20 protein-coding genes, 1 tRNA gene and 1 pseudogene are annotated in these 21,020 nt (G+C 73.3%); 6 read left to right on the top strand and 16 right to left on the bottom strand.

Translation table 11 applies throughout. The annotated features are described in order from the left end of the window. Positions 1 to 39 precede the first annotated feature (39 nt). Positions 40 to 1,071 carry a CoA transferase gene (locus AQJ64_RS24845; RefSeq protein ID WP_059202990.1) on the top strand — a complete coding sequence of 344 codons (1,032 nt, stop codon included), beginning with the start codon at positions 40 to 42 and terminating at the stop codon, positions 1,069 to 1,071. Beyond that, complete coding sequence (locus tag AQJ64_RS24840) at positions 1,065 to 2,312, top strand: amidohydrolase family protein (protein WP_059203018.1); 1,248 nt, start codon at positions 1,065 to 1,067, stop codon at positions 2,310 to 2,312. Before AQJ64_RS24845 ends, AQJ64_RS24840 begins: the two co-directional genes overlap by 7 nt. Here the strand turns inward: AQJ64_RS24840 and AQJ64_RS24835 are convergent. The 12 genes from AQJ64_RS24835 to AQJ64_RS24780 form a co-directional block, all read right to left on the bottom strand. After that, entirely contained in the window at positions 2,300 to 3,058 is a 759-nt protein-coding gene (locus AQJ64_RS24835; RefSeq protein WP_055639071.1) for an SDR family NAD(P)-dependent oxidoreductase, read from the bottom strand. The genes AQJ64_RS24840 and AQJ64_RS24835 overlap by 13 nt on opposite strands. Positions 3,059 to 3,061: 3 nt before the next feature. Next, the gene (locus AQJ64_RS24830) at positions 3,062 to 4,210 is read right to left on the bottom strand and encodes an acyl-CoA dehydrogenase family protein (RefSeq protein WP_055639072.1); all 1,149 of its coding nucleotides are present in this window, start codon (positions 4,208 to 4,210) and stop codon (positions 3,062 to 3,064) included. A 12-nt stretch (positions 4,211 to 4,222) separates the two neighbouring features. Further along, entirely contained in the window at positions 4,223 to 5,356 is a 1,134-nt protein-coding gene (locus AQJ64_RS24825; RefSeq protein WP_055639073.1) for a thiolase family protein, read from the bottom strand. After that, complete coding sequence (locus tag AQJ64_RS24820; RefSeq protein WP_059202989.1) at positions 5,356 to 6,159, bottom strand: enoyl-CoA hydratase/isomerase family protein; 804 nt, start codon at positions 6,157 to 6,159, stop codon at positions 5,356 to 5,358. Before AQJ64_RS24820 ends, AQJ64_RS24825 begins: the two co-directional genes overlap by 1 nt. Beyond that, positions 6,156 to 7,349: a CaiB/BaiF CoA transferase family protein gene (locus AQJ64_RS24815; RefSeq protein ID WP_055637676.1), complete on the bottom strand. Its 1,194-nt coding sequence runs from the start codon at positions 7,347 to 7,349 to the stop codon at positions 6,156 to 6,158. The genes AQJ64_RS24820 and AQJ64_RS24815 overlap by 4 nt, the downstream gene beginning before the upstream one ends. A 1-nt stretch (position 7,350) precedes the next feature. Beyond that, on the bottom strand, positions 7,351 to 8,937 hold the full coding sequence (locus AQJ64_RS24810; RefSeq protein WP_055637675.1) for a FadD3 family acyl-CoA ligase: 1,587 nt from the start codon (positions 8,935 to 8,937) through the stop codon (positions 7,351 to 7,353). After that, positions 8,934 to 10,082: an acyl-CoA dehydrogenase family protein gene (locus AQJ64_RS24805; protein ID WP_055637674.1), complete on the bottom strand. Its 1,149-nt coding sequence runs from the start codon at positions 10,080 to 10,082 to the stop codon at positions 8,934 to 8,936. Before AQJ64_RS24805 ends, AQJ64_RS24810 begins: the two co-directional genes overlap by 4 nt. Then, on the bottom strand, positions 10,079 to 11,050 hold the full coding sequence (locus tag AQJ64_RS24800; protein WP_059202988.1) for an acyl-CoA dehydrogenase family protein: 972 nt from the start codon (positions 11,048 to 11,050) through the stop codon (positions 10,079 to 10,081). Before AQJ64_RS24800 ends, AQJ64_RS24805 begins: the two co-directional genes overlap by 4 nt. Before the next feature lie 5 nt (positions 11,051 to 11,055). Then, positions 11,056 to 11,871 (bottom strand): enoyl-CoA hydratase/isomerase family protein, encoded by an 816-nt coding sequence (locus AQJ64_RS24795; protein WP_059202987.1) that lies wholly within the window; start codon positions 11,869 to 11,871, stop codon positions 11,056 to 11,058. Positions 11,872 to 11,938: 67 nt separating this feature from the next. Next, the gene (locus AQJ64_RS24790; RefSeq protein WP_206189899.1) at positions 11,939 to 12,694 is read right to left on the bottom strand and encodes a FadR/GntR family transcriptional regulator; all 756 of its coding nucleotides are present in this window, start codon (positions 12,692 to 12,694) and stop codon (positions 11,939 to 11,941) included. Between the two features lie 95 nt (positions 12,695 to 12,789). Then, positions 12,790 to 13,557 carry an SDR family NAD(P)-dependent oxidoreductase gene (locus AQJ64_RS24785; protein WP_055637896.1) on the bottom strand — a complete coding sequence of 256 codons (768 nt, stop codon included), beginning with the start codon at positions 13,555 to 13,557 and terminating at the stop codon, positions 12,790 to 12,792. Beyond that, entirely contained in the window at positions 13,557 to 14,723 is a 1,167-nt protein-coding gene (locus tag AQJ64_RS24780) for an acyl-CoA dehydrogenase family protein (RefSeq protein WP_055637895.1), read from the bottom strand. The genes AQJ64_RS24785 and AQJ64_RS24780 overlap by 1 nt, the downstream gene beginning before the upstream one ends. A 181-nt stretch (positions 14,724 to 14,904) precedes the next feature. On the opposite strand from AQJ64_RS24780, the gene AQJ64_RS24775 reads away from it, so the two are divergent. Both AQJ64_RS24775 and AQJ64_RS24770 read left to right on the top strand, forming a co-directional pair. Then, on the top strand, positions 14,905 to 16,101 hold the full coding sequence (locus tag AQJ64_RS24775) for a serine hydrolase domain-containing protein (RefSeq protein WP_055637894.1): 1,197 nt from the start codon (positions 14,905 to 14,907) through the stop codon (positions 16,099 to 16,101). A gap of 160 nt (positions 16,102 to 16,261) precedes the next feature. Next, positions 16,262 to 16,335 (top strand) — tRNA-Pro (locus tag AQJ64_RS24770). Positions 16,336 to 16,583: 248 nt separating this feature from the next. Here AQJ64_RS24770 and AQJ64_RS24765 read toward each other — a convergent pair. Next, the gene (locus AQJ64_RS24765) at positions 16,584 to 17,198 is read right to left on the bottom strand and encodes a TetR/AcrR family transcriptional regulator (RefSeq protein WP_055637893.1); all 615 of its coding nucleotides are present in this window, start codon (positions 17,196 to 17,198) and stop codon (positions 16,584 to 16,586) included. A gap of 57 nt (positions 17,199 to 17,255) precedes the next feature. On the opposite strand from AQJ64_RS24765, the gene AQJ64_RS24760 reads away from it, so the two are divergent. Together AQJ64_RS24760 and AQJ64_RS24755 are read left to right on the top strand one after the other, a co-directional pair. Continuing rightward, complete coding sequence (locus tag AQJ64_RS24760; protein WP_055637892.1) at positions 17,256 to 17,951, top strand: class II aldolase/adducin family protein; 696 nt, start codon at positions 17,256 to 17,258, stop codon at positions 17,949 to 17,951. Continuing rightward, positions 17,948 to 18,877, top strand: a complete 930-nt coding sequence (locus AQJ64_RS24755) for a carbohydrate kinase family protein (RefSeq protein ID WP_055637891.1) — start codon at positions 17,948 to 17,950, stop codon at positions 18,875 to 18,877. Before AQJ64_RS24760 ends, AQJ64_RS24755 begins: the two co-directional genes overlap by 4 nt. Positions 18,878 to 18,916: 39 nt before the next feature. Here AQJ64_RS24755 and AQJ64_RS46395 read toward each other — a convergent pair. From AQJ64_RS46395 to AQJ64_RS24740, 3 genes and pseudogenes are all read right to left on the bottom strand, one after another. Beyond that, positions 18,917 to 19,702: pseudogene (locus tag AQJ64_RS46395) on the bottom strand (3-hydroxybutyryl-CoA dehydrogenase); the annotation flags it as partial. 215 nt (positions 19,703 to 19,917) lie between these two features. Beyond that, the gene (locus tag AQJ64_RS24745) at positions 19,918 to 20,460 is read right to left on the bottom strand and encodes a MarR family winged helix-turn-helix transcriptional regulator (protein WP_240512913.1); all 543 of its coding nucleotides are present in this window, start codon (positions 20,458 to 20,460) and stop codon (positions 19,918 to 19,920) included. Positions 20,461 to 20,498: 38 nt separating this feature from the next. Next, positions 20,499 to 20,984, bottom strand: coding sequence for a fumarylacetoacetate hydrolase family protein (locus AQJ64_RS24740; protein WP_240512912.1), 486 nt, complete (start codon positions 20,982 to 20,984; stop codon positions 20,499 to 20,501). Between the last annotated feature and the right edge of the window lie 36 nt (positions 20,985 to 21,020).

Below are 21,020 nucleotides of genomic sequence, written 5' to 3'. Positions count from 1 at the left end.
GTGTAATCTTGCGTCACCTCGGAGGAGAAGGGTGTTCGCATGGAGAAGAACGCCACTCTTGAGACGGGCGCACCGCCCTGGACGCGGTCCGTGTCGCCCTGCCTCGCGCCGCTCACCGAGGCGACCGACGACTTCACCGCCCTGACCGGCGTCCCCGTCGACCTGTCCGAGGCCCTCTTCCTCCGGGCCCGCCTCGCCGGGGTCGCCGCCCTCCCCGGCCGGGTCTCGGCGGGCGGTTCCTGCCGGCTCCTCGCCACCGCCGACGGCTGGGCCGCCGTCAACCTGGCCCGCCCCGACGACACGGCCGCCCTGCCCGCCCTGCTCGCCCTCCTCGCAGCGGCCCCCGGGACCGATCTGCCCACGGCGGCGCGAGGGGTCACGGCAGCACAACTCGCCCACCACGCCCAGCTGTTGGGCATCCCGGCGGCGGCACACGCCTCGGCGGGCGCGGACCGGCCCCCCGTACGGGCGACCCGCCACGGGCCACGCCTGCCACGACCCCTCACCGGCCTGCGGGTCGTCGACCTCTCCGCCCTGTGGGCCGGCCCGCTCTGCGCCCGGCTGCTGGGGCTCGCCGGAGCGAGCGTGGTGAAGGCGGAGAGCACGACCCGCCCCGACGGCGCCCGCTCCGGGCCCCCCGGCTTCTACCGGCTGCTGCACGAGGGCCACGAGAGCCGCGTGCTCGACTTCACCACCCCCGCCCTCGCCGACCTCGTCGCCGAGGCGGACGTCGTGATCGAGGCGTCCCGGCCGAGGGCGCTGCGCCGGCTCGGCATCCACGCGGAACGCTTTCTCGCCGCCCGGCCCGGCCGGGTCTGGGTGAGCATCACCGGGTACGGCCGTGCGGACGACCGGGTCGCCTTCGGTGACGACGCGGCCGTGGCGGCGGGCCTCACCGGCCGGGACGGGACCGGCCGGCCGGTCTTCCTCGGCGACGCCCTCGCCGACCCGGTCACGGGCCTGTTCGCCGCCCGGGCCACGGCCCGCTCGCTGGCCGCCGGGGGCGGGGAACTGCTGTGCGTGTCGATGACGGCGTGCGCGGCCCGCCTCGCGGGCGCCCGGGCATGCTGATCCGGAACGTGGAGGTGGCCGGGCGCGGACCGGTCGACGTACGGGTCCGGGGCGGCCGGATCGCCGAGATCGGGCCGGGGCTGCCCGGGGCGGCCGACGTCGACGGGCGCGGTGGCGCGCTGCTGCCCGGGCTGCACGATCACCATGTGCACCTGGCGGCGCTCGCCGCCGAGGCGGGATCGGTGCGGGTCGGACCCGGTGAGGTGCGCGGGGGCGAGGGGCTCGGGGCGGCGCTGCGGTCCGGCGCGCCGGGGGAGTGGGTGCGGGCCGTCGGGTACCACGAGAGCGTCGCCGGGGAACTGGACCGCCGGGTGCTGGACGGGCTCGTCCCCGACCGGCCGGTGCGGGTCCAGCACCGCAGCGGGGCGATGTGGTTCCTCAACAGCGCCGCCCTGCGCGCCGCCGGCCTCGACGGCGACGGCCGCCTCTGGCGGGAGGACCGGCGGCTGCGGGACCTCGTCCCGCCCGTGCCGCTCGACCTGGCGGCGGTCGGCCGACGGGCCGCCCGGCTGGGCGTCACCGGTTTCACCAACGCCGACCCCCACCCCCGCGAGGGACTGGCGCGGCTGCTCTCCGTCCTTCCGCAGCGGGTCCTCGTGATGTCCGCCGAGGGCCCGGTGAAGCTGATGCTCGACGACCCGACCCTCCCCGACCCCGCCGAACTGGCCTTTGTCGTCGCCCGGTCGAGGCCCCGGCCGGTCGCCGTCCACTGCGTCACCCGGGTGCAGCTGCTGGTGACCCTGCTCGCCCTGGAGGAGGCGGGCCCGGTCGCCGGCGACCGGATCGAGCACGCCGCCGTCGTCCCGGCGGAGACCGTCGGGTGGATCCGCCGGCTCGGCGTGACCGTGGTGACCCAGCCGCACTTCCCCGTGGAACGCGCCGCCGCCTACGCCACCGACGTCCGCCCCGACGACCGCCCGCACCTGTACCGCTGCCGCACCCTGGCCGAGGCGGGCGTCCCGGTCGCCGCCGGCACGGACGCGCCGTACGGCACCCACGACCCGTGGGCGGTGATGCGGGCCGCCGTCGAGCGTGACGACGGGGAAGGCATCACCCCCTCGGCCGCCCTGGACCTCTTCCTCGGAGCACCCGAACACCCGTCCAGGCCACGCCGGTTGAGCGTCGGCTCGGCCGCCGACCTGTGCCTGCTCCATGTCCCCCTGCGGGAGGCGCTCGACGTGCTCTCGGCGCAGACCGTCCGGGCCGCGTATGTCGGGGGCGGGCCGATTCACACGCTGTAGCCCCCGTCCACCCCCAGCGCCTGTCCCGTGATGAACCCGGCCCGGTCCGAGGCGAGGAAGGACACCGCCTCCGCGATGTCCGCCGCCGCACCGAAGCGGCGCAGCGGGATGTTGCGGCGGGTGACCGCGAGGGCGGCCTCGTCCAGCTCGCCCGACGCGATCAGCCGGGCCGCGATCCCGTCGTCGAGCATGCCGGGCGCGACACAGTTCACCCGGACCCCGTAGCGGCCCTCCTCGGCGGCCAGCGCCCGGGCCACCGCCTCCACGGCCCCCTTCACGCCCGAGGACAGCCCGTCGCGCACCGGGAAGCGGCGCGTGGCGACGGTGGTCACCGCGACGACGTTGCCCCGGCTCTCCCGGAGCACGGGCAGCGCGGGATGGACGAGGTTGAAGAACGCGACCGCGTCCGCCTCCAGCTGGGCCCGGTACTCGCCCGGCGTCACCCGGCTCAGATGCCGCATCGGCACATGCGGGCCGGCGGCGTACACCAGCGTGTGGATCCCGCCGTACGCCCGTGCCGTCCCGGTCACCGCCCGGGCCGTCGCCTCCTCGTCGGTCAGGTCGACCCGCAGCACCCCGGCCGACTTCACCTCCTCGGCCAGCGCCCGGGCCCCCTCCCGGTCGGACCGGTAGGTGAACGCGACCGCGCTGCCCCGTGCGGCCAGGGCCCGTACCACGGCCGCGCCGATGCCGCCGGTGCCGCCCGCGACGAACGCCACGCCCGCCCTGCCGGAGAAGTCCTCCATGGCTCACAACCCCAAAGACCTGGCGATGATGACCTTCATGACCTCGCTCGTCCCGGCGTAGATACGGGTGATCCGGGCGTCCGCGTACAGCCGGGCGATCGGGTACTCCAGCAGATAGCCGTATCCGCCGAAGAGTTGAAGACAGCGGTCGACGGCCCGCGCCTGCGCCTCGGTGCAGAACAGCTTGGCCTTCGCCGCGTCCGCACCGGACAGCCGGCCCTCGACCAGCTCCAGCACCGCCCGGTCGAGCAGACTCTGCGCCGCCTCCAACTCGGCTGACACGGCGGCGAGTTCGAACTTCGTGTGCTGGAACGAGGCGACGGTCCGCCCGAACACCTCGCGCTCCTTGACGTACGCGACCGTCGTGTCCAGCGCGGCGCGTGTCTGGGCCACCGAGCCGACGGCCACCGTCATCCGTTCCTGGGGGAGGTTGTGGCCGAGGTAGGAGAAGGCGGCGCCCTCCTCGCCGAGCCGGTTGGCGACCGGTACGCGGACGTCGTCGAAGGCCAGCTCGACGGTGTCCTGCACCTTGATGCCCAGCTTGTCGAGCACCCGCCCCCGGGTGAAGCCGGGCATGCCGTCCTCCACGACCAGCAGCGTCAGCCCGGCCCGCCGGTTCCCGGGATCCGACGCCGTGCGCGCCACCACGATCACCAGATCGGCGAGCAGCCCGCCGGTGATGAACGTCTTCGCCCCGTTCAGCACGTACGCGTCCCCGTCCCGCACGGCGGTCGTACGGATCCCGGCGAGATCGGAGCCGGTGCCGGGCTCGGTCATCGCGACGGCGGTGAGCAGCTTCCCGGAGGCCAGCCCGGGGAACCAGCGCCGCCGCTGCCCGGCGTCGGCGTAGGCGAGGAAGTAGGGCAGCACCACGTCGAGCTGGGTGCGCACCGTGCCCAGGGTGACCAGGGCGCGGGCCGCCTCCTCCTGGAGGACCACGTTGTAGCGGTAGTCGGGCCGGCCGCCACCGCCGTACTCCTCCGGGACCGCCATGCCCAACAGACCGAGCGAGCCGAGGAGTTCGAAGAAGGAGCGGGGGAGCCGGCCGGCCTTCTCCCACGCGGCGTAGTGCGGGACCACCTCGTTCGCCACCACGTCCCGCACCAGGGCGCGGAACGTCTCGTGGTCGTCGGTGAAGAGCGTGCGCTGCACGGACGGCTCCCGTCAGGAGGCGAGTTCGACGAGGGTGGCGTTGGCGGTGCCGCCGCCCTCGCACATGGTCTGCAGGCCGTACCGCAGGCGGTGCGCCCGCATGTGGTGGATCATGCGGGTCATCAGGACGGCCCCCGAGGCGCCCAGCGGATGCCCGAGGGCGATCGCCCCGCCGAGCGGATTCAGCCGCTCCGGGTCGGCGCCGGTCTCCGCGAGCCAGGCCAGCGGCACCGACGCGAAGGCCTCGTTCACCTCGAACACCCCGACCTCGGACAGCCCCACCCCGGCCTTGCGCAGCACCTTCCCGGTCGCCGGGACCGGCCCCGTCAGCATCAGCACCGGGTCGGATCCCACCACCGCGCCCGCCCGGTACCGGACGAGTGGCCGAAGGCCCAACTGCCGTGCCCTGCCGGGGGTGGTGACGACCAGGGCGGCCGCGCCGTCGGAGATCTGCGAGGCGTTGCCCGCGTGGATCACCCCGTCCTCCTGGAAGGAGGGCTTCAGCCGGGCCAGCGTCTCCACGCTGCTGCCCCGCCGGATCCCCTCGTCGGCCTCGACCCCCGCGACCGGCACGATCTCCCCGGTGAACGCGCCCGCGTCCTGCGCGACCGCCGCCCGCTCGTGCGACAGCGCCGCGAACGCGTCGAGCCTCTCCCGCGTGAACCCCCACTTGCGTGCGATGAGTTCGGCGGACAGCCCCTGATCGAAGGAGAAGTCCTCGTAGCGGGCGCGGACCCGGGGCCCGTACGGCATCCCGCCCGCCCTGGCCGAGCCCAGCGGCACCCGGCTCATCACCTCCACCCCGCCCGCCACGACCAGCTCGTGCTGACCCGACAGCACCGACTGGACCGCGAACTCCAGGGCCTGCTGACCCGACCCGCAGGCCCGGTTGACCGTGGTCCCCGGCACGCTCTCCGGCCAGCCCGCCGCGAGGACCGCGTACCGGCCGATGTTGCTCGACTGGTCGCCGATCTGGGAGACACACCCCCAGATCACATCGTCGACCGCCTCCGGGTCGAGGCCGGTCCGGTCCACCAGGGCGCCGAGCACCGCGGCGGACAGGTCGGCCGGATGGACCTCCGCCAGGCCCCCGCCCCTTCTGCCGACGGGCGTGCGCACCGCCGCCACGATCACCGCTTCCCGCATCACACGTCCTCCGTTCGTCCCGGTACCGCCCAGCGGCCCGTGAAGCGCGGCGCGCGCTTGTGCGCGAAGGCCGCGAAGGCCTCCGGGGCGTCGGCGGAGGCGAAGTTGACCGACTGCGCCCGCGCCTCGCTCGCGAGGGCGTCCCGCAGGCTGCGATCGGCGCCCTCGTTCAGCAGCGCCTTGGTCTGGGCGAGCGCCACCGGCGGCCCGGCCGTCAGGCGTGCGGTGACGTCGTCCACGAACGCGTCCACCTCACCCGCGTCCACCACCCAGGTGACCAGGCCGAGCGCGAGGGCCTGCGCCGCGTCGACCGTCTCCGCCAACAGGGCGAGCCGCTTGGCCTGTTGGAGGCCGACGAGCCTCGGCAGCAGCCAGGAGCCGCCCAGGTCGAGGGAGAGTCCGCGCCGCGCGAAGATCTGCGAGAACGTCGACTCCGGGGTCGCCACCACCAGATCGCAGCCGAGGGCCAGGTTCCAGCCCGCGCCCACGGCCGGCCCGGTCACCTTGGCGACCGTGGGCACCGGCAGCTCGTGCAGCAGCAGCGCCACGTCGGTCAACGTCCGCATCCGGTACAGGGGATGGGCCGCGCCGACCTCTCTGGGCAGCTCGGCCCCGGAACAGAACGCCCCGCCCGCCCCGGTCAGCACCAGCGCCCGTACGCTCCGGTCGCGCCCCGCCGCGGCCAGGGCGGTGCGCAGTGCCTCCCACAGCTCCGCGTCGAGGGCGTTCCTGCGGTGCGGCCGGTTGAGGGTCAGGGTGCGCACCCCGTCGGCGTCGTGTATCGGCAGCACGCTCACGCTCATCCGACCGCTCCCCGCTCCCGGAGTCCGGCGATCTCCCCCTCGGACAGCCCGAGTTCGGCGAGCACGGCGTCGGTGTGCTGCCCGAGCGCCGGCACCGCGCCCATCGGCGGATCGAAGCCGTCGATCACCGGCGGCGGCAGCAGCGCCGGCACCGGCCCCGCCGGGGTGTCGATCTCCCGCCAGCGGTCGCGGGCGGCGAGCTGCGGATGGGCGAGGACCTCGCTCGGTGTGTTGTAGCGGGCGTTGCCGATGCCCGCCGCGTCCGCCCGGTCCTGGACGTCCGCCAGGTCGTGGCGCGCGCACCAGGCGGTGATCTCGGCGTCGAGGACCGCCCGGTGCGCCACCCGCCCCGCGTTGCCGCGGAACCGGTCGTCGTCCGCGAGGTCGGGCCGTCCCAGCAGCTCGCGGGCGAGCCGGTCCCACTCGCGGTCGTTGGTCGTCCCCAGCACGACGGTCTGCCCGTCGGCCGTGGAATAGGCCCCGTACGGCGCCACGGCCGGCGAACTCATCCCGAGCGGCTGCTGCTCCACGCCCGAGTGCCGGGTGTGGGTGAGGGGGTAGCCCATCAGCTCGGCCATGGTGTCGAAGAGGCTCACCGACACCGACCCGGGCCCGGCCCGGCCCCGCCCCTTGGCGTACAGCAGCGCCGTCGCCGACAGCGCCGCGTACAGCCCGCTGCACACATCGGCCACCGGCGGCCCGGGCTTCGCCGGCTGTCCGGGCCGGCCGGTGACCGCGCAGGCCCCCGACTCGGCCTGGACCAGCAGGTCGTAGGCGCGCTTGTGGGAGAGGGGGCCGCCGGGGCCGTATCCGTCGATCTCGACGGCGATCAGGTCCGGGTGACGCACCGCCAGGTCCTTGGCGCACAGGCCGAGTTTCGCCAGGGCGCCGGGGGCGAGGTTGGAGACGAGCGCGTCGGCGCGGTCCAGCAGCCGGTGCAGAACCCGCATCCCCGCACGGGACTTGAGGTCCAGGGCCACCGACTCCTTGCCCCGGTTGGCCCACACGAAGTGCGCGGCGAGACCGCCCACCACCTCGTCGTAGTGCCGGGCGAAGTCGCCGCCCCGGGGGTTCTCCACCTTGATGACACGGGCCCCGAAGTCCCCCAGCGTACGGGTGCACATGGGGGCCGACACCGCCTGTTCCAGTGCCACGACCGTGATCCCCGCGAGGGGGCCCTCCCGGCCCATCTCAGCGGCTCCCGAACCGCTCGCGCAGCTCGTGCTTGAGCACCTTCTGGCTCGCGTTGCGCGGCAGCGCCGCCACGAACCGCACCTGGCGCGGCACCTTGAAGTTGGCCATGTGCTCCCGGGCCCAGGCCACCACGTCCGCCTCGGTGACCTCCGCGCCAGCCCGGGGGACGACGAAGGCACAGCCGACCTCCCCGAGCCGCTCGTCGGGCACGCCGACGACCGCGACCTGGGCGACGGGCCCGAAGCCGAGGAGGAGCTTCTCTATCTCGGCGGGGTAGGCGTTGAAGCCGCCGACGATGTACATCTCCTTCTTCCGGTCGACGATCGACAGATTGCCGTCCGGGTCGAGCCGCCCGACGTCCCCGGTGTGCAGCCAGCCGTCCGGGTCGACGGCCTCGGCGGTGGCGGCCGGGTCGTCCCAGTAGCCGCGCGTGACGTTGTAGCCGCGTACCAGGACCTCCCCGACCCCGTCCGGGCCGGCGTCGCCGGCGGCGATCCGTACCTCGACGCCCGGGATCGGGCGGCCGGTGGTGCGGGCGACGGTCTCCTCGCCGTCGCCGGGGCGGGTCGAGGTCACCAGGGCCGTCGACTCGGTGAGTCCGTACGCGCTCAGCACGATGTCGAAGCCCAGGTCCTTCTTCATCGCCCGGATCAGGGACTCCGGGACCGTCGTGCCGCCGGTCATGGACACCCGGAGGGAGGAGAGGTCGCGTCCGGCGCGGTCGGGGTGGTCGAGGAGATCGTGGAAGATCGTGGGCGGGCCGAGGAGGATGCTCACCCGCTCCCGCTCGATGATCTCCAGCGCCCGGCCGGCGTCGAAGACCGGCAGGGGGACGACGGTCACGCCGTGCAGGAAGGACGCGAGCCAGCCCGCCTTGTAGCCGAAGCAGTGGAAGAACGGCGGGACGACCAGGAAGGTGTCCGAGGCCCGGAAGGTGTACTCCTGCGACATCCAGCCGTAGGCGCGCAGCGACTGGCCGTGGGTGAGGATCACGCCCTTGGGGTGGCCGGTGGTGCCGGAGGTGAACATCACGTCCGAGACGTCGCCGGGGCCGAGCCGGTCGATCGCCGCGTGCGCGGCGGACACGTCCGACGCCTCGCCGAGGGCGAGGAACTCCTCCCAGCCCAGCCCGGCCGCACCGCGCGGCCCGGGCAGCGCGACCGTCGTCGCCGTCGCCGGCAGCGCGGGGTCGGCCTCCTTCAGCGCGGCGATGTGGTCGGTGCCGAGGAAGGAGGTGGCGGCGAAGAGCGCCTTCGCCCCGGACGTGCGCAGGATGTAGGAGATCTCCCCGGCCTTGAAGCGGGTGTTGAGCGGGACGACGATCCCGCCCGCGCCCTGGATGCCGAGCGCGGCGACGATCCACTCCGCCGAGTTCGGTCCGCACAGGCCCACCCGGTCGCCCGGTTCGATGCCGAGCGCCACGGCCGACCGGACGGACCGCAGCATCAACGCCTCCAGTCCGGCGAAGCTCAGCCGCCGTTCGCCCTCGACGAGCGCCGGGCGGTCGCCGAACCGGCGGGCGGCCAACCGGATGACGTGCGGAATGCTCCGGAACTCCTCGTCGTACCGCTTGAGTTGGCTCATCGGTCCGCTCCGTCGGTCAGGCGCAGCACGCGCTGGGCGATGATGTTCCGCTGGATCTGCGAGGTGCCGCCGTACACGGACGCGGCCCGGGAGTAGAGGTACTGGGCGAAGACGTCCCCGCCCGGCCCGTGCACCTCCTGCGGGAACACCTTCAACGCCGTCGCGTACAGGCGCTGTTCGGCCCGCGTCATCAACAGCTTGTCGACGGACGACTCCGGCCCCGCGGGCTGTCCGGCGAGCCGTTCGGCGATCCGGCGGCGGGCGTGCGCGAGCAGCACCTCGTAGTCGACGACGCAGCGTCCGATCTCCGACAGCAGCCCGTCCGGCAGCTCCCCGCGCCGCTCGTGGGCGGTCCGCCGCAGCCGTTCCACCAGCAGCCCGTACTTGGACAGATGCCCGGTGTCCAGCGCGTTGCGTTCGTACGACACCGTCGTCATCGCCAGCGCCCAGCCGTCCCCCTCGGCCCCGATCCGCTCGGACTCCTCCAGCCGTACGTCGTCCAGGAACAGCTCGCAGAACTCGTCGTCGCCGTTGGCCGCCCGCAGCGGGCGCACGGTCACCCCGGGCCGGTCGAGGGGCAGGGCGAACGCGGTGACCGAGGCGTGCGGGCGAGCCGTGCGATCGGTACGGGCCAGCAGGAGGCAGCGGTCGGAGTACTGCGCGTAACTCGTCCAGAGCTTCTGCCCGCGCACGGTGTAGTGGCCGTCGTCGTGACGGGCGGCGTACGTGCTCATCCCCGCGAGGTCCGAGCCGGCGCCGGGCTCGCTGAAGCCCTGGCACCACACGTCGTCACCGGCGAGCATGCGCGGCAGCAGCCGGCGGCGCTGGTCCTCGGAGGCGAACTCCAGCAGGGCGTGGGCGAGATAGCCGACGCGGGGGACACCGGGTGCGCCACGAGCCCCCAACTCGTCGCTGACGGCCACCTGATGAAGGGACGTCAGGCCACGTCCGCCGTACACCTCGGGGACGTCGAGGCCGACCCAGCCGCCGGAGTGCAGCAGGCGGTGCCAGCGGTGGAGGAAGACCGGCAGCGGCTCGTCCGGGAGGCGCTCGGGGAGCGGGTGCTCCGCCAGCCAGGCGCGGAACGCGGTCCGCAGGCGCTCCAGGTCGGCGGGATCGCCGAAGTCGAGGGGATCCTCCGTCATCGGGTGGCCCCTTCGGGTTCGGCCAGGGTGGGCAGCAGCTCGCCCGGGGGCGCCAGCGCGGTCGCGCCCACCAGGACCCTGCGCAGATACAGATGGGCCACGTGCTCCCAGGTCTGGGCGATCCCGCCGAACACCTGCATGCCCGTGTACACCGCCTCCACCGCCGAGGAGCCGGCCTCCGCCTTCGCCACCCGGGCCGCGGTGAGCGCCCGGCCGGGCGGCTCGTGGTCCAGACACCAGGCGGCGTACCGGGTGGCGCTCGTGCACGCCTCCACCAGGACCGTCGCGTCGGCCAGCAGATGCCGCACCGCCTGGAAGGAGCCGATCGGACGGCCGTACTGGCGGCGCTCGCGGGCATAGCCGACGCTCAGTGCGACTAACTCGCGTGCCGCGCCGACGAGTTCGCTCGTCACGATCACCAGGGCGTAGGCCTGCCAGTGCCTCAGGGCCGGTGCGGTGAGCCGGCCGACGACCGGGCCGGGCCGGGCGCCGCGCACGGTGCGCAGCAGGTCGGCGGTGGGGGCGGGCGGCCCCAGCTCGGCCCGGCGGACCGTGCCTTCGGTGTCCACGCACAGGGCGCTGTCGGCGCCCTCGCAGTCCCAGGCGACGAGCGCGGCGGCGTCCGGCCGGGGGAAGCCGAGGTCGGGGGCGAGGGCGAGGGCGGGGGTGCCGTCGATCTCCCGGCCCGCCTCGCCGAGGAGCCGTACGGCCTCGGGTGCCAGCAGGGTCCTGCCGAGGAAGGAGGTGGTCAGGGGGTGACGGCCGTGCTCCTCGGCGAGCAGCGCGCACTCCTGGACGGTGGCGACCGGTTTCGCCGTACGGCGCAGCTCGGCGAGGCCCAGCCCGTCGAGCGCCTGCTGCGCCGCCGAGCGGGCGGCGGGCCCGGCCTCGTCGGCCGAGCCGATCCGGTGCCGGGCCGTGAACGACCGCAGCAGCTCACGGACCAGGGCGAACTCCTCGGACTCCATGCTCCTCAGCCCTCCCCGGCCGCATTGTTCGCGGCTGCCGCCGCCGGGCGGGCGGGCCGGGAGGCGAGTGCGTCGACGATGCGGATGTGGTCCGGGCTGGTCATCGTGGCCCGCTCGGCCAGCAGCGCGGCCTCCATGCCGCCCCGTGAGACCTGTTCGACCACCGTGGCGAGGGCCGCCTTGGTGGCGCGCAGGGCCTCGGCGGGCTGGGCGGCGAGCCGGCGGGCGAGGGCGAGCGCCTCGTCCATCAGCCGGTCGCCGGGCACCACCCGGTTGGCCAGGCCCAGTTCGACCGCCGTCGCGGCCGGGATGCGGTCCCCGGTGAAGAGGTACTCCTTCACCCGCAGCAGGCTCGTCAGCAGCGGCCACAGGGTGACCCCGCCGTCGCCCGCGACCAGGCCCACGGAGACATGCGGGTCGGCCAGCCAGGCGTCCTCGGCCATCAGGACGAGATCGCAGCCCAGGGCCAGCGAGCAGCCCAGGCCCACGGCAGGGCCGTTCACGGCCGCGACCACCGGCAGCGGGAAGCGGATCATGTCGGTCTGGATCGTGCGGTCCAGCCGCACCGACCGCTCCCGCAGCTGCGGATCGGTGTGGTGGCGGCGCAGATGGTCGAAGTCGCCGCCCGCGCTGAACGCCCGGCCCGCGCCGGTCAGCACGACCGCCCGTGCCCCGGCGTCGTCGGCCAGCTCGCGCCACACCTCGGAGAGCCTGCGGTGCAGCTCCTCGGACACGCCGTTCAGCCGGTCCGGGCGGTTCAGCGTGACGACGCGGATGTCGCCGTCGGCAGCCACGGTCAGTACGGGACTCACCTCGCTCATACCGGGATGGTATTAAAGGTCAGACCGAAACTGTCAATGGTGTTGCGCGAATCAGAGAATCACATTCTCACAGGGATGTGCGGTGGTCCACCTCGGCCGCCGCCCGTGCGAAGCCGCAGACGTGCCGGGTCATCCGGCGAGCGGCCGCCGCCTCGTCGCCGGAGCGGATCGCCTCGGTGATCCGGGCGTGGGCGCGGGCGGTCAGCTCGCGGACGCCGGCGTCCAGGAAGGTCTCCAGGTCGGTGGCCGCGTGGATGGACCGGGACAGGGCGCTCATGAAGCCGATCAGCAGCTCGTTGCCGCCCGCCCGCGCCACCGCCGTGTGCCAGCGCACATTGGCCCGCAGGAACCGCTGGACGTCCTCGCCCGCGCCGGTCAACTCCGCGTGCGCCGCGTCGAGTTCCGTGAGATCCCGCTCGGTGCGGCGGCGGGCCGCCAGCGCGGCGCAGGCCGGCTCGATCGCCTCCCGGGTCTCGTGCAGCGCCTCCAGCCGGATGCCCTGCCCCCGGATCACCAGCTGCACGGTGTTCGCCAGGGACTCCCGCCCCGGCCGGCGCACGAAGGCCCCGCCCCCGCGTCCCGGCCGGATCTCCAGCAGCCCCTCGACCTCCAGGATCCGCAGCGACTCGCGCACGGTCGCCCGGCTCAGCCCGGTCTGCTCGACGAGCTGCCGCTCCGGGGGCAGCGCGGTCCCCTCGCCGAACTCCCCGGACAGGATCCGCTCCCGCACCTCGTCGGCGAGGACGTCCGACGCCTTCGGCACGGTCAGCGGATGGAAACGGGGGGTGGCCTCGGAGGTGGGCTGCTGCTCGGAGGGCGGCACGGTCTCGGGCCTCTCGTCGGGGTGCGTCCGCTTCGGCCGGACCGATGAAGAGGTCCGGCCTTCACGTCCATTCAATACGCCGCCCGCGCCCGCTGTCACATGACCATGCCCCCGTCCACCGGCAGCACCTGCCCGGTGACGAAGGACGCCGCGTCGGAGGCGAGGAACACGAAGGCGCCCGCCACCTCCGCCGGTTCCGCCCAGCGGCCGAGCGGGATCCGGGCCAGCATCCGGGCGGCGAACCTCTCGTTGGTGCGGATGGTCTCGGTCATCGGGGTCGCGGCCAGCGGGGCGAGGGCGTTGACGAGGATGTTCCGGCGGGCCAGCTCCCGGGCCAGGGACTTCGTCAGGCCGGTGATCGCGGCCTTGGCGGCGGAGTAGTCGACCTGGCCCAGGGTGCCGACCAGCCCGGCCGACGAGGTGACGTTGATGATCCGGCCCCGGCCGTCCTCGGGCAGGTGCGGCAGAGCCGCCTGGGCGCAGCGGTGGGTGCCCAGCACGTGGACGTCGAGGATCCGGCGGAAGGAGTCCTCCGTCAGCTTGTCGAACATGGCGGGGGCGGTGACGCCGGCGTTGTTCACGAGGATGTGCAGGGTGCCGCCGGTGAGCCCGGCCGCGCGGGCCACGGCCGCGTCCGCCGCCGACCGGTCCGTGACGTCCAGCGGCGCGCTGTCCGCCGTACCCCCGTCCGCGGCGATCTTCCCGGCGACGGCCGCCGCGGCCGCCCCGTCCACATCGGTCACCAGCACCGCGGCGCCCGCCCGGGCGAGCGCCTCGGCGACGGCGCGGCCGATACCGCCCGCCGCACCGGTGACCAGCGCGGAACGCCCCGTGAGATCGAACAGACCTGACCGGTCGGTCATCAGTAGCTCCTCGGCAGTCCCAGTGTGTGCGATCCCAGATAGGTGAGGATCATTTCCTGACTGATCGGCGCGATCCGCGTCAGCCGCGCCTCACGGAAGAAGCGGGCGACCGGGTACTCCTCGGAGTAGCCCATCCCGCCGTGCGTCTGCAGCGCCCGGTCGGCGGCGGCGAAACCGGCGTCCGCGCACAGGTACTTGGCGGTGTTCGCCTCCCGCCCGCAGGGCCGCCCCTGGTCGTACAGCCAGGTCGCCTTGCGCAGCACCAGCTCGGCCGCGTCCAGCCGCGCGAGGGCGTCGGCGAGCGGGAACTGGATGCCCTGGTTCTGGCCGATCGGCCGGCCGAAGACGACGCGCTCACGGCCGTAGCGCACCGCCCGGTCCAGGGCGACCCGGCCGATGCCGAGCGCCTCCGCCGCGATCAGCATCCGCTCCGGGTTGAGCCCGTCGAGGAGATACCGGAAGCCCTCGCCCTCCTCGCCCACCCGGTCCGCCACGGGTACCCGCAGGTCGTCGATGAACAGTTCGTTCGAGGTGACGGCGTTGCGGCCCATCTTCGGGATCGGGCGGACGTCGATCCGGGCGCGGTCGAGGTCGGTGAGGAACAGGGTCATGCCGTCGGTGCGCCGGCCGACCTCGTCGAGCCGGGACGTCCGGGTCAGCAGCAGGATCTTCTCCGACTCCATCGCCTTGGAGATCCACACCTTGCGACCGCTGACGACGTAGTGGTCGCCCTCCCGGCGGGCGTACGTCGTGATGCTCGTCGTGTCGAGTCCCGCGCCGGGCTCCGTCACCCCGAAGCACACGTGCAGGTCGCCGGAGGCGATGCGCGGCAGGGTGCGGCGTCTGAGCTCCTCGGAGCCGTGCACCACCACCGGGTGCATACCGAAGATCGACATGTGGATCGCGCTGGCGGCGTTCATCCCGCCGCCGGAGCGCGCGACCTCCTCCAGCAGCAGTGTGGCCTCGGTGATGCCGAGGCCGTGGCCGCCGTACTCCTCCGGGATGGTGATGCCCAGCCAGCCGCCGCCCGCGACGGCGGCGTAGAACTCCTCGGGGAACGCGTGGTCGCGGTCCTTCTCCATCCAGTACCGGTCGTCGAAGTCCTTCAGGAGCCCGGCGACGGCCTTGCGGATCGTTGTCTGGTCCTCGGTCAGCTCGAAGTCCACGGCGGGGACACCCCTCTGCCGGATGCATACGAAGTGCGAACCATTTAAAGGTCAGACCAAAGTGCTGTCAACTCCCGTCAACTCCCGCCAACTCCCGTCAACTCCGCCGTACGGGTCCGGGGCTCCGGTGGCCGGAGTGTTGGCGTGCGAGGAGATACGGCAGTCAACCCATAGTGCGCATATGACGCGTACCCGTACGGCGGTGCTGTGTGCCGCCGCCCTCCTCGCCGCCACCCTGCCGACGGCGGTCGCGACCGCCGCGCCCGACCACCACCACCGCGCCTGCGCCACCACGCGGAACCCGCAGGGCCAGGCGCGCAAGGTCCTCGACATCGTCCGCAAGGCCAAGAAGGACCTCGATCTCAAGGCCGCCCTCGTCAAGGTCACGGTCGACGGCAGGAACCTCTACACCGGCGCGGTCGGCGAGTCCATGACCGATGTGCCGGCCACCCCCGCGATGCACTTCAGGACCGGCTCGGTCGGCATCGCCTTCATGGGCACGGTGCTGCTCCAGCTCGTCGAGGAGCACAAGGTCGGCCTCGACGACCCGGTCTCCCGCTGGCTGCCCGACCTGCCGCACGGCGACAGGATCACCCTGCGCATGCTCGGCGACTCCACCTCGGGGATCCATGACTACGTCCCCGACCCGGTCTTCCTGAAGAAGCTGTACGCCGACCCGTGGCGGCACTGGACCCCCGGCGAGGTCGTCGGGATCTCCCTGAGCCACCCCCTCTGGTACCGGCCCGGCACCAACTGGAGCTACTCGCACGCCAACTTCCAGCTCCTCGGCCGCGCCCTGGAGAAGATCACCGGCACTCCGCTGGACCAGCTGCTGCGCAAGCGTGTCCACCGCCCGCTCGGGCTGCGCAACACCGTCGCCAACGACACGGCCGTGATCCCGGAGCCCGTCCTGCACGCCTACGACGACGAGCGCGGCACCTACGAGGAGTCCACCTACTTCAACCCGTCCTGGACCACCGCCCCCGGCGCGATCATCACCCAGGACATCTGTGACCTGGCCCGTTCCGGGAAGGGCATCGGCGCGGGCGAACTGCTCTCCCGCAGATCCTTCCGCACCCAGCTGAACCCGGGCACGGTCGGCCTCGGCCACCCCACGAAGAAGTGCCCGGCCACGGTCTGCCTGCCCATGACCGAGGACTTCCACTTCGGCGTCGGCGTCGTCGTCAAGAACGGCTGGGTGGTACAGAACCCGTCCTTCTTCGGCTACGCGGCCGTGATGGCGTACGAGCCGCACCGGCGGCTGACCATCGCCGTGTCCACGACGGTGGGCCCCAACGCGCCCGGCGGCAACACCGCCCAGACGGTCACCGAGCGGATCGCCGACCAGCTCGACCCCCGGCACCCGCTGGCCGGCTGACCGGCCGCCGCCGGCTCGGCGCGACGGTCGCGGTCACGCCCGTACGTCCCTCCGCCCGCCCCTCGGAACCGGCCGCGCGCCCGGCCGTGACGCCCGCACCCGTCCGCGTACGGTAAGGTTTACCTGCGCGTTCCCGCAGCTCACCGCCGCGGCAGCGCGACGGGACGTGGCGCAGCTTGGTAGCGCACTTGACTGGGGGTCAAGGGGTCGCAGGTTCAAATCCTGTCGTCCCGACTTTACGAAGTCGCGGGTCAGGGGCCGTTTCAGAGGGATCTGGAACGGCCCCTCGACCGTTCTCGGGGACCTGCGGGGGCCAGCGGGGACCAGCCCACTCGACGGAACCTGGCCCGCGGCTCGGGGGAGTTGCCCCAGGCGGCCAGGGGTCTTCAGGCGGGTGGTGAGCACGCTGGGCCTGCCACGGCGGTGATCCCTTGGGTGCGCCCCCCGGCGCACCGGATGTCCGTCAGCACCAGGGCCCTGTCTCAGTACCGGGTCATGACGTCCGTCAGATAGCCGCGCAGCATCACCTTCGCCTCGTCGAGCAGCGCCGCGTCACCGTCGGGGACTTGGCGGAACGCCTCCTGGGCGAGCGCGTCGGCCGCGAGGACGGCGGCATGGCAGGCGCGGGCGAGCGGCTCGTCGTCGCGTACGACGTCCAGCGCGAGCAGCACCCGGCGGATCCCGTCGGCCATCCGCCGCTTGTGCTCACGGTCCGCCGCCCGGGTCCGCTCGGTCAGCCCGCTGCCGAACCACAGCGCCCGGAAACCGTGCTCCGTCCGGTAGATCCCGGCGTACGCGTCGATCAGCACCCCGACCGGATCCTCCCAGCGCTCCACGGCCGCGGCCCGGGCCAGATCGTCCATGACGGCCTCCAGCCGGGCGAAGTAGCCCGCCGCGAGGGCGTCGATGATCGCGCCGCGATCGGGCAGGTACTGGTACAGCGAGCCCACGGAGACCTTCGCCTCCGCCGCCACCCGGGTCGTCGTCAGCGCCTCCACGCCCTCCTCGACCAGGATGCGCTCGGCGGCCCGCAGCACCAGCGCCAGGCGGGCCTTGCTGCGCGCCTGACGGGGGGTACGGCGCAGAGGAGTGTCCAAGAACCGGCTCCGAACGTGAACGTGACTTTGTTTCACGTTTACGCTACCTTCGCGCCCATGACCGCCTCAAGCTCGACGCCGAGCCGGGAGCGGGCCGCCGTCGCGGACGCCTGCCGGCGCCTGGGGGCCGAGGGCCTCCTCATCGGCACGGCAGGGAACGTGAGCGTCCGCGTCGACGACCGGGTCGCCATCACCGCGACCGGAGCGGTCCTCGCCGCGCTGACCCCGGACCAGGTGACCGTGGTCGACCTCGACGGCAAGCACATCGAGGGGAGTTACGAGCCGACCTCGGAACTGGAACTGCACCTCGGCGTCTACCGCCGGTACGGCACCGGAGCGGTCGTCCACACCCACGCCCCGCACGCCACCGCCGTGTCCTGCGTGCTCGACGAACTTCCCTGCATCCACTACCAGTTGCTCGCCCTCGGCGGTACGGTCCGGGTCGCGCCGTACGCCACCTTCGGCACCCCGGAACTCGCCGGGTCGGTGCTCACCGCCCTCGAAGGGCGCAGCGCCGCCCTCATGGCGAACCACGGCGCGGTCACCCACGCCGTCACCCTCGACCAGGCCGTCGAACACGCCCTGCTCCTCGAATGGGCCTGCGGCGTCTACCAGCGCGCGGCCTCCATGGGCACCCCCCGCTTCCTGGACGAACAGCAGCAACTCGCGGTGATCGAGGCGGCGATCGCCCGCAACTACGGAACCACCCGTCCCATGCCACCCGCGCAAGAGGAAAACAGGGGGAGCAGATGAAGGTCTTCACGATGGGCGTGCACGTCCTGGACGTCCTGGTCCGGCCGGTCGAGGAGATACCCGAGGGACAGGGCGCGACCCTGGTCGAGGACATCCGGATGACCGCCGCGGGAACGGCCGGCGGCACCGCCCTCACCCTCGCCAAGCTGGGCGCCGGGGTGCGCAGCGCCGGCGCGATCGGTACCGACCCGACCGGCGACATGCTCGTGCAGCTGCTCAACAGGGCCGGAATCGACACCGAGTTCCTGGTCCGCCGCACCGACACCGCGACATCCGCCAGCGTCCTGCCCATCCGCCCCAACGGTGACCGGCCCTCGCTGCACCTGCTCGGCGCCAACATCACCTACGGCCTGGACGACGTGCCCTGGGAGGCGCTCGCCGAGGCCACCCATCTGCATCTCGGCGGGCCCGAGCTGATCGGGGTCGACACCGCGACGCGGATCCTGTCGTACGCGAAGGAACACGGGGTCGTCACCTCCGTCGACCTGCTCGCGCCGGGGGTGCTCGGCAGCTTCGAGCAGATCGAGGCGGCCCTGCCCTACGTCGACCACTTCCTGCCCAACGAGGACCAGGTCCTCGGCTTCACCGGCGAGGACGATCTGCTGACCGGTGCGCGGAAGGTGCTGGCCGCCGGGGTGGGCGTCGTCGCTGTGACGCGGGGTGGAGACGGGGCGCTGGTGGTGAGTGCGGACGGGGCGGAGCCGGTGCCGGCGTTCGTCGTCGACGTGGTCGACACCACCGGGTGCGGGGACGCGTTCTCGGCGGGGTATCTGCGGGGGATCGGGCTGGGGCGTACGCCGAGTGACGCGGCGGTGCTGGGCAGCGCGGCTGCCGCGCTGGTCGCACAGGGGCTCGGCAGTGATCACGGTGACTTCGATCTGGCGGCTGCCGACGCGTTCGCCTCTTCTGCCAAGTCCCATGCGTGAGGGGGCAGGGTGTTGCCCTGCTCGGCATGACTGTGGAAGCCCTGTCCCCGACTTCCTGCCCAGCAGGCCCGCCTCGACCATCCGCAGGAGCAGGGGTGGCGGGGCGTGCCGCGGGTCCTTGAAGTCGGCGTACCTCGCCTCCGCGATGGCCGTGAGCGTGTCCAGGCCGATCAGGTCCGCCAGGCCCAGGGGGCCCATCGGGTGCGCGCAGCCCAGGACCATGCCCGTGTCGATGTCGTCCGCCGAGGCGTGACCGGACTCCAGCATCCGGATCGCCGACAGGAGGTACGGCACCAGCAGGGCGTTCACCACGAAGCCGGCCCGGTCCTGGGCGCGGATCACCTTCTTGCCCAGGACCGTCGTGACGAACTCCTCTGCACGGAGCTGTGTCTGAGGACTCGTCAGGAGTGATGGCACGATCTCGACGAGTTCCAGGACCGGGACCGGGTTGAAGAAGTGGACCCCGATCACCTGGTGCGGGCCGGTGGTGGCCATGCCCAGTCTCATGACGGGCAGGGACGAGGTGTTGGAGGCGAGGACCGCGTCCTCACGGGCGACGATCCGGTCCAGCTCGGTGAAGAGTCCGGCCTTCACCTTCTCGTCCTCCGTCGCCGCCTCCACCACCAGATCCCGGTCGGCCAGCTCGCCGAGGTCGGGGGTGACCCGCAGCCGGTCGAGGGCGGCGTCGCGGTCCGTGGCGGTGAGCTTTCCGCGCCGTACGCCCCGCTCCAGCGAGGCGGTGATCCGGGCGCGGCCCGCCGCGGCCGCGGCCGGACTCACCTCGTGGACCACGACGTCCAGCCCACAGCGGGCGGTTGCGGGCGCCGGTCGCCAGGACCAGGTGGGTGTACGGGACGCTCACGCCGGAGCGGGTGACGACGGGTGTGCGCCTTCTTCGACAACGGCGGCCGCTGGTACGGCTGTCAAAGCGCCTCGGGGGGATTTGTTAGAGGTTTGACGGTAAAAGTTCTGACGAACGGCGCCGTAGGGGCTCGCAGCGGTGGGGCTCGCGGCGGTGGGGAGGTCGCGGGGCCGGTGGCTCACTCGTCGGCCGGGGTCTCCTGGTTGACCAGCGTACGCAGCAGATGCACCAGCTCACTGAGCTGGTCGTCGCGCAGCACGGCGGTCCAGGCCCGCTCGCGCCGCGTCTGGGCCTCAATGGCCCGGCGCAGGGTCTCCCGGCCCTCGGGGGTCAGCTCGACCGTCAGCTGGCGGCGGTCGGTCTCCACCCGTTCACGGGCCACCAGGCCCCGGCTCTCCAGGGTCGCGAGCGCGCTGGAGATGGAGGCCCGGGTGGAGCCGGAGACCCGCCCGATGTCCTGCTGGGCGAGCGGGCCGTAGACCCACAGGGCGTTCAGGATCCGGAAGCCCGCCCAGGTCAGGCCGAGCGGCCGGTGGACGTGCTTCTCGAAGTCCTTGGTCAGCCGGGCCTCGAGCCGGGTGAGGTCGGTGACCATCTCGATGGCGTCGAGGTCCCGGGGCTCGGTGGTGCCCAGCTCGCGATGGTGGTGGCGCAGGAGCTCGGAGAACTCCCGGGTCCGGCTGGCGCCGGCGGTGCCCGGCTCACCCACGGTGTCCGTCACGATCTCCCGCTCTTTCCGTTGGGGCCGGCCGGCTGGAATCAGCCGGCGACGACCGGGTGGACCATAGTGCCGACGCCGGTGACCTCGGTCCGCAGGACCTTACCCTCGGTGAGGTAGAGGCGAGGAGTGCGGCGGACGCCGCAGCCGGCCGGGGTGCCCGTGAAGATCAGGTCGCCGGGCTCGAACGTCACCCGCTTCGACAGCCAGGCGATCAGTTCGGGCACGCTGAAGATGAGGTCCGAGGTCCGGCCCCGCTGTACCTCCAGGTCGTCGACCCAGCCCGCGACCTCGATGTCGTCGGGGTCGGCGAACTCGTCGAGCGTCACCAGGTACGGCCCGATCGGGCTGAAGGTGTCGTACGACTTCGGCAGCGTGAACTGGTTGATCGGCTTGCGCCACTGCTCCTTGCGGTCGGAGACGTCCTGGCCGGCGGTGACACCGGCGACGTACGACCACGCCCCGGCCTCGGGGATGTTCTTGCCGGTCCGGCCCATGACGACGACCAGCCCCATCGGTATCCGCACGGAACTGTTCTGCGGCCGCCGCCTCGCCCCCAGCCG

The sequence above is a fragment of the Streptomyces griseoruber genome, from assembly GCF_001514205.1.
In the GTDB taxonomy this organism is placed as follows: Bacteria; Actinomycetota; Actinomycetes; order Streptomycetales; family Streptomycetaceae; genus Streptomyces; species Streptomyces griseoruber.
The sequence above is the reverse complement of the archived record's forward strand: the minus strand, read 5'-3'. Positions and strand labels throughout refer to the sequence as shown.

Coding starts and splice junctions, on each gene's coding strand:
- AQJ64_RS24845 (WP_059202990.1), top strand. CDS start 40: ATGGAGAAGAACGCCACTCTTGAGACGGGCGCACCGCCCTGGACGCGG.
- AQJ64_RS24840 (WP_059203018.1), top strand. CDS start 1,065: ATGCTGATCCGGAACGTGGAGGTGGCCGGGCGCGGACCGGTCGACGTA.
- AQJ64_RS24835 (WP_055639071.1), bottom strand. CDS start 3,058: ATGGAGGACTTCTCCGGCAGGGCGGGCGTGGCGTTCGTCGCGGGCGGC.
- AQJ64_RS24825 (WP_055639073.1), bottom strand. CDS start 5,356: ATGCGGGAAGCGGTGATCGTGGCGGCGGTGCGCACGCCCGTCGGCAGA.
- AQJ64_RS24820 (WP_059202989.1), bottom strand. CDS start 6,159: ATGAGCGTGAGCGTGCTGCCGATACACGACGCCGACGGGGTGCGCACC.
- AQJ64_RS24815 (WP_055637676.1), bottom strand. CDS start 7,349: ATGGGCCGGGAGGGCCCCCTCGCGGGGATCACGGTCGTGGCACTGGAA.
- AQJ64_RS24810 (WP_055637675.1), bottom strand. CDS start 8,937: ATGAGCCAACTCAAGCGGTACGACGAGGAGTTCCGGAGCATTCCGCAC.
- AQJ64_RS24805 (WP_055637674.1), bottom strand. CDS start 10,082: ATGACGGAGGATCCCCTCGACTTCGGCGATCCCGCCGACCTGGAGCGC.
- AQJ64_RS24800 (WP_059202988.1), bottom strand. CDS start 11,050: ATGGAGTCCGAGGAGTTCGCCCTGGTCCGTGAGCTGCTGCGGTCGTTC.
- AQJ64_RS24795 (WP_059202987.1), bottom strand. CDS start 11,871: ATGAGCGAGGTGAGTCCCGTACTGACCGTGGCTGCCGACGGCGACATC.
- AQJ64_RS24785 (WP_055637896.1), bottom strand. CDS start 13,557: ATGACCGACCGGTCAGGTCTGTTCGATCTCACGGGGCGTTCCGCGCTG.
- AQJ64_RS24775 (WP_055637894.1), top strand. CDS start 14,905: ATGACGCGTACCCGTACGGCGGTGCTGTGTGCCGCCGCCCTCCTCGCC.
- AQJ64_RS24760 (WP_055637892.1), top strand. CDS start 17,256: ATGACCGCCTCAAGCTCGACGCCGAGCCGGGAGCGGGCCGCCGTCGCG.
- AQJ64_RS24755 (WP_055637891.1), top strand. CDS start 17,948: ATGAAGGTCTTCACGATGGGCGTGCACGTCCTGGACGTCCTGGTCCGG.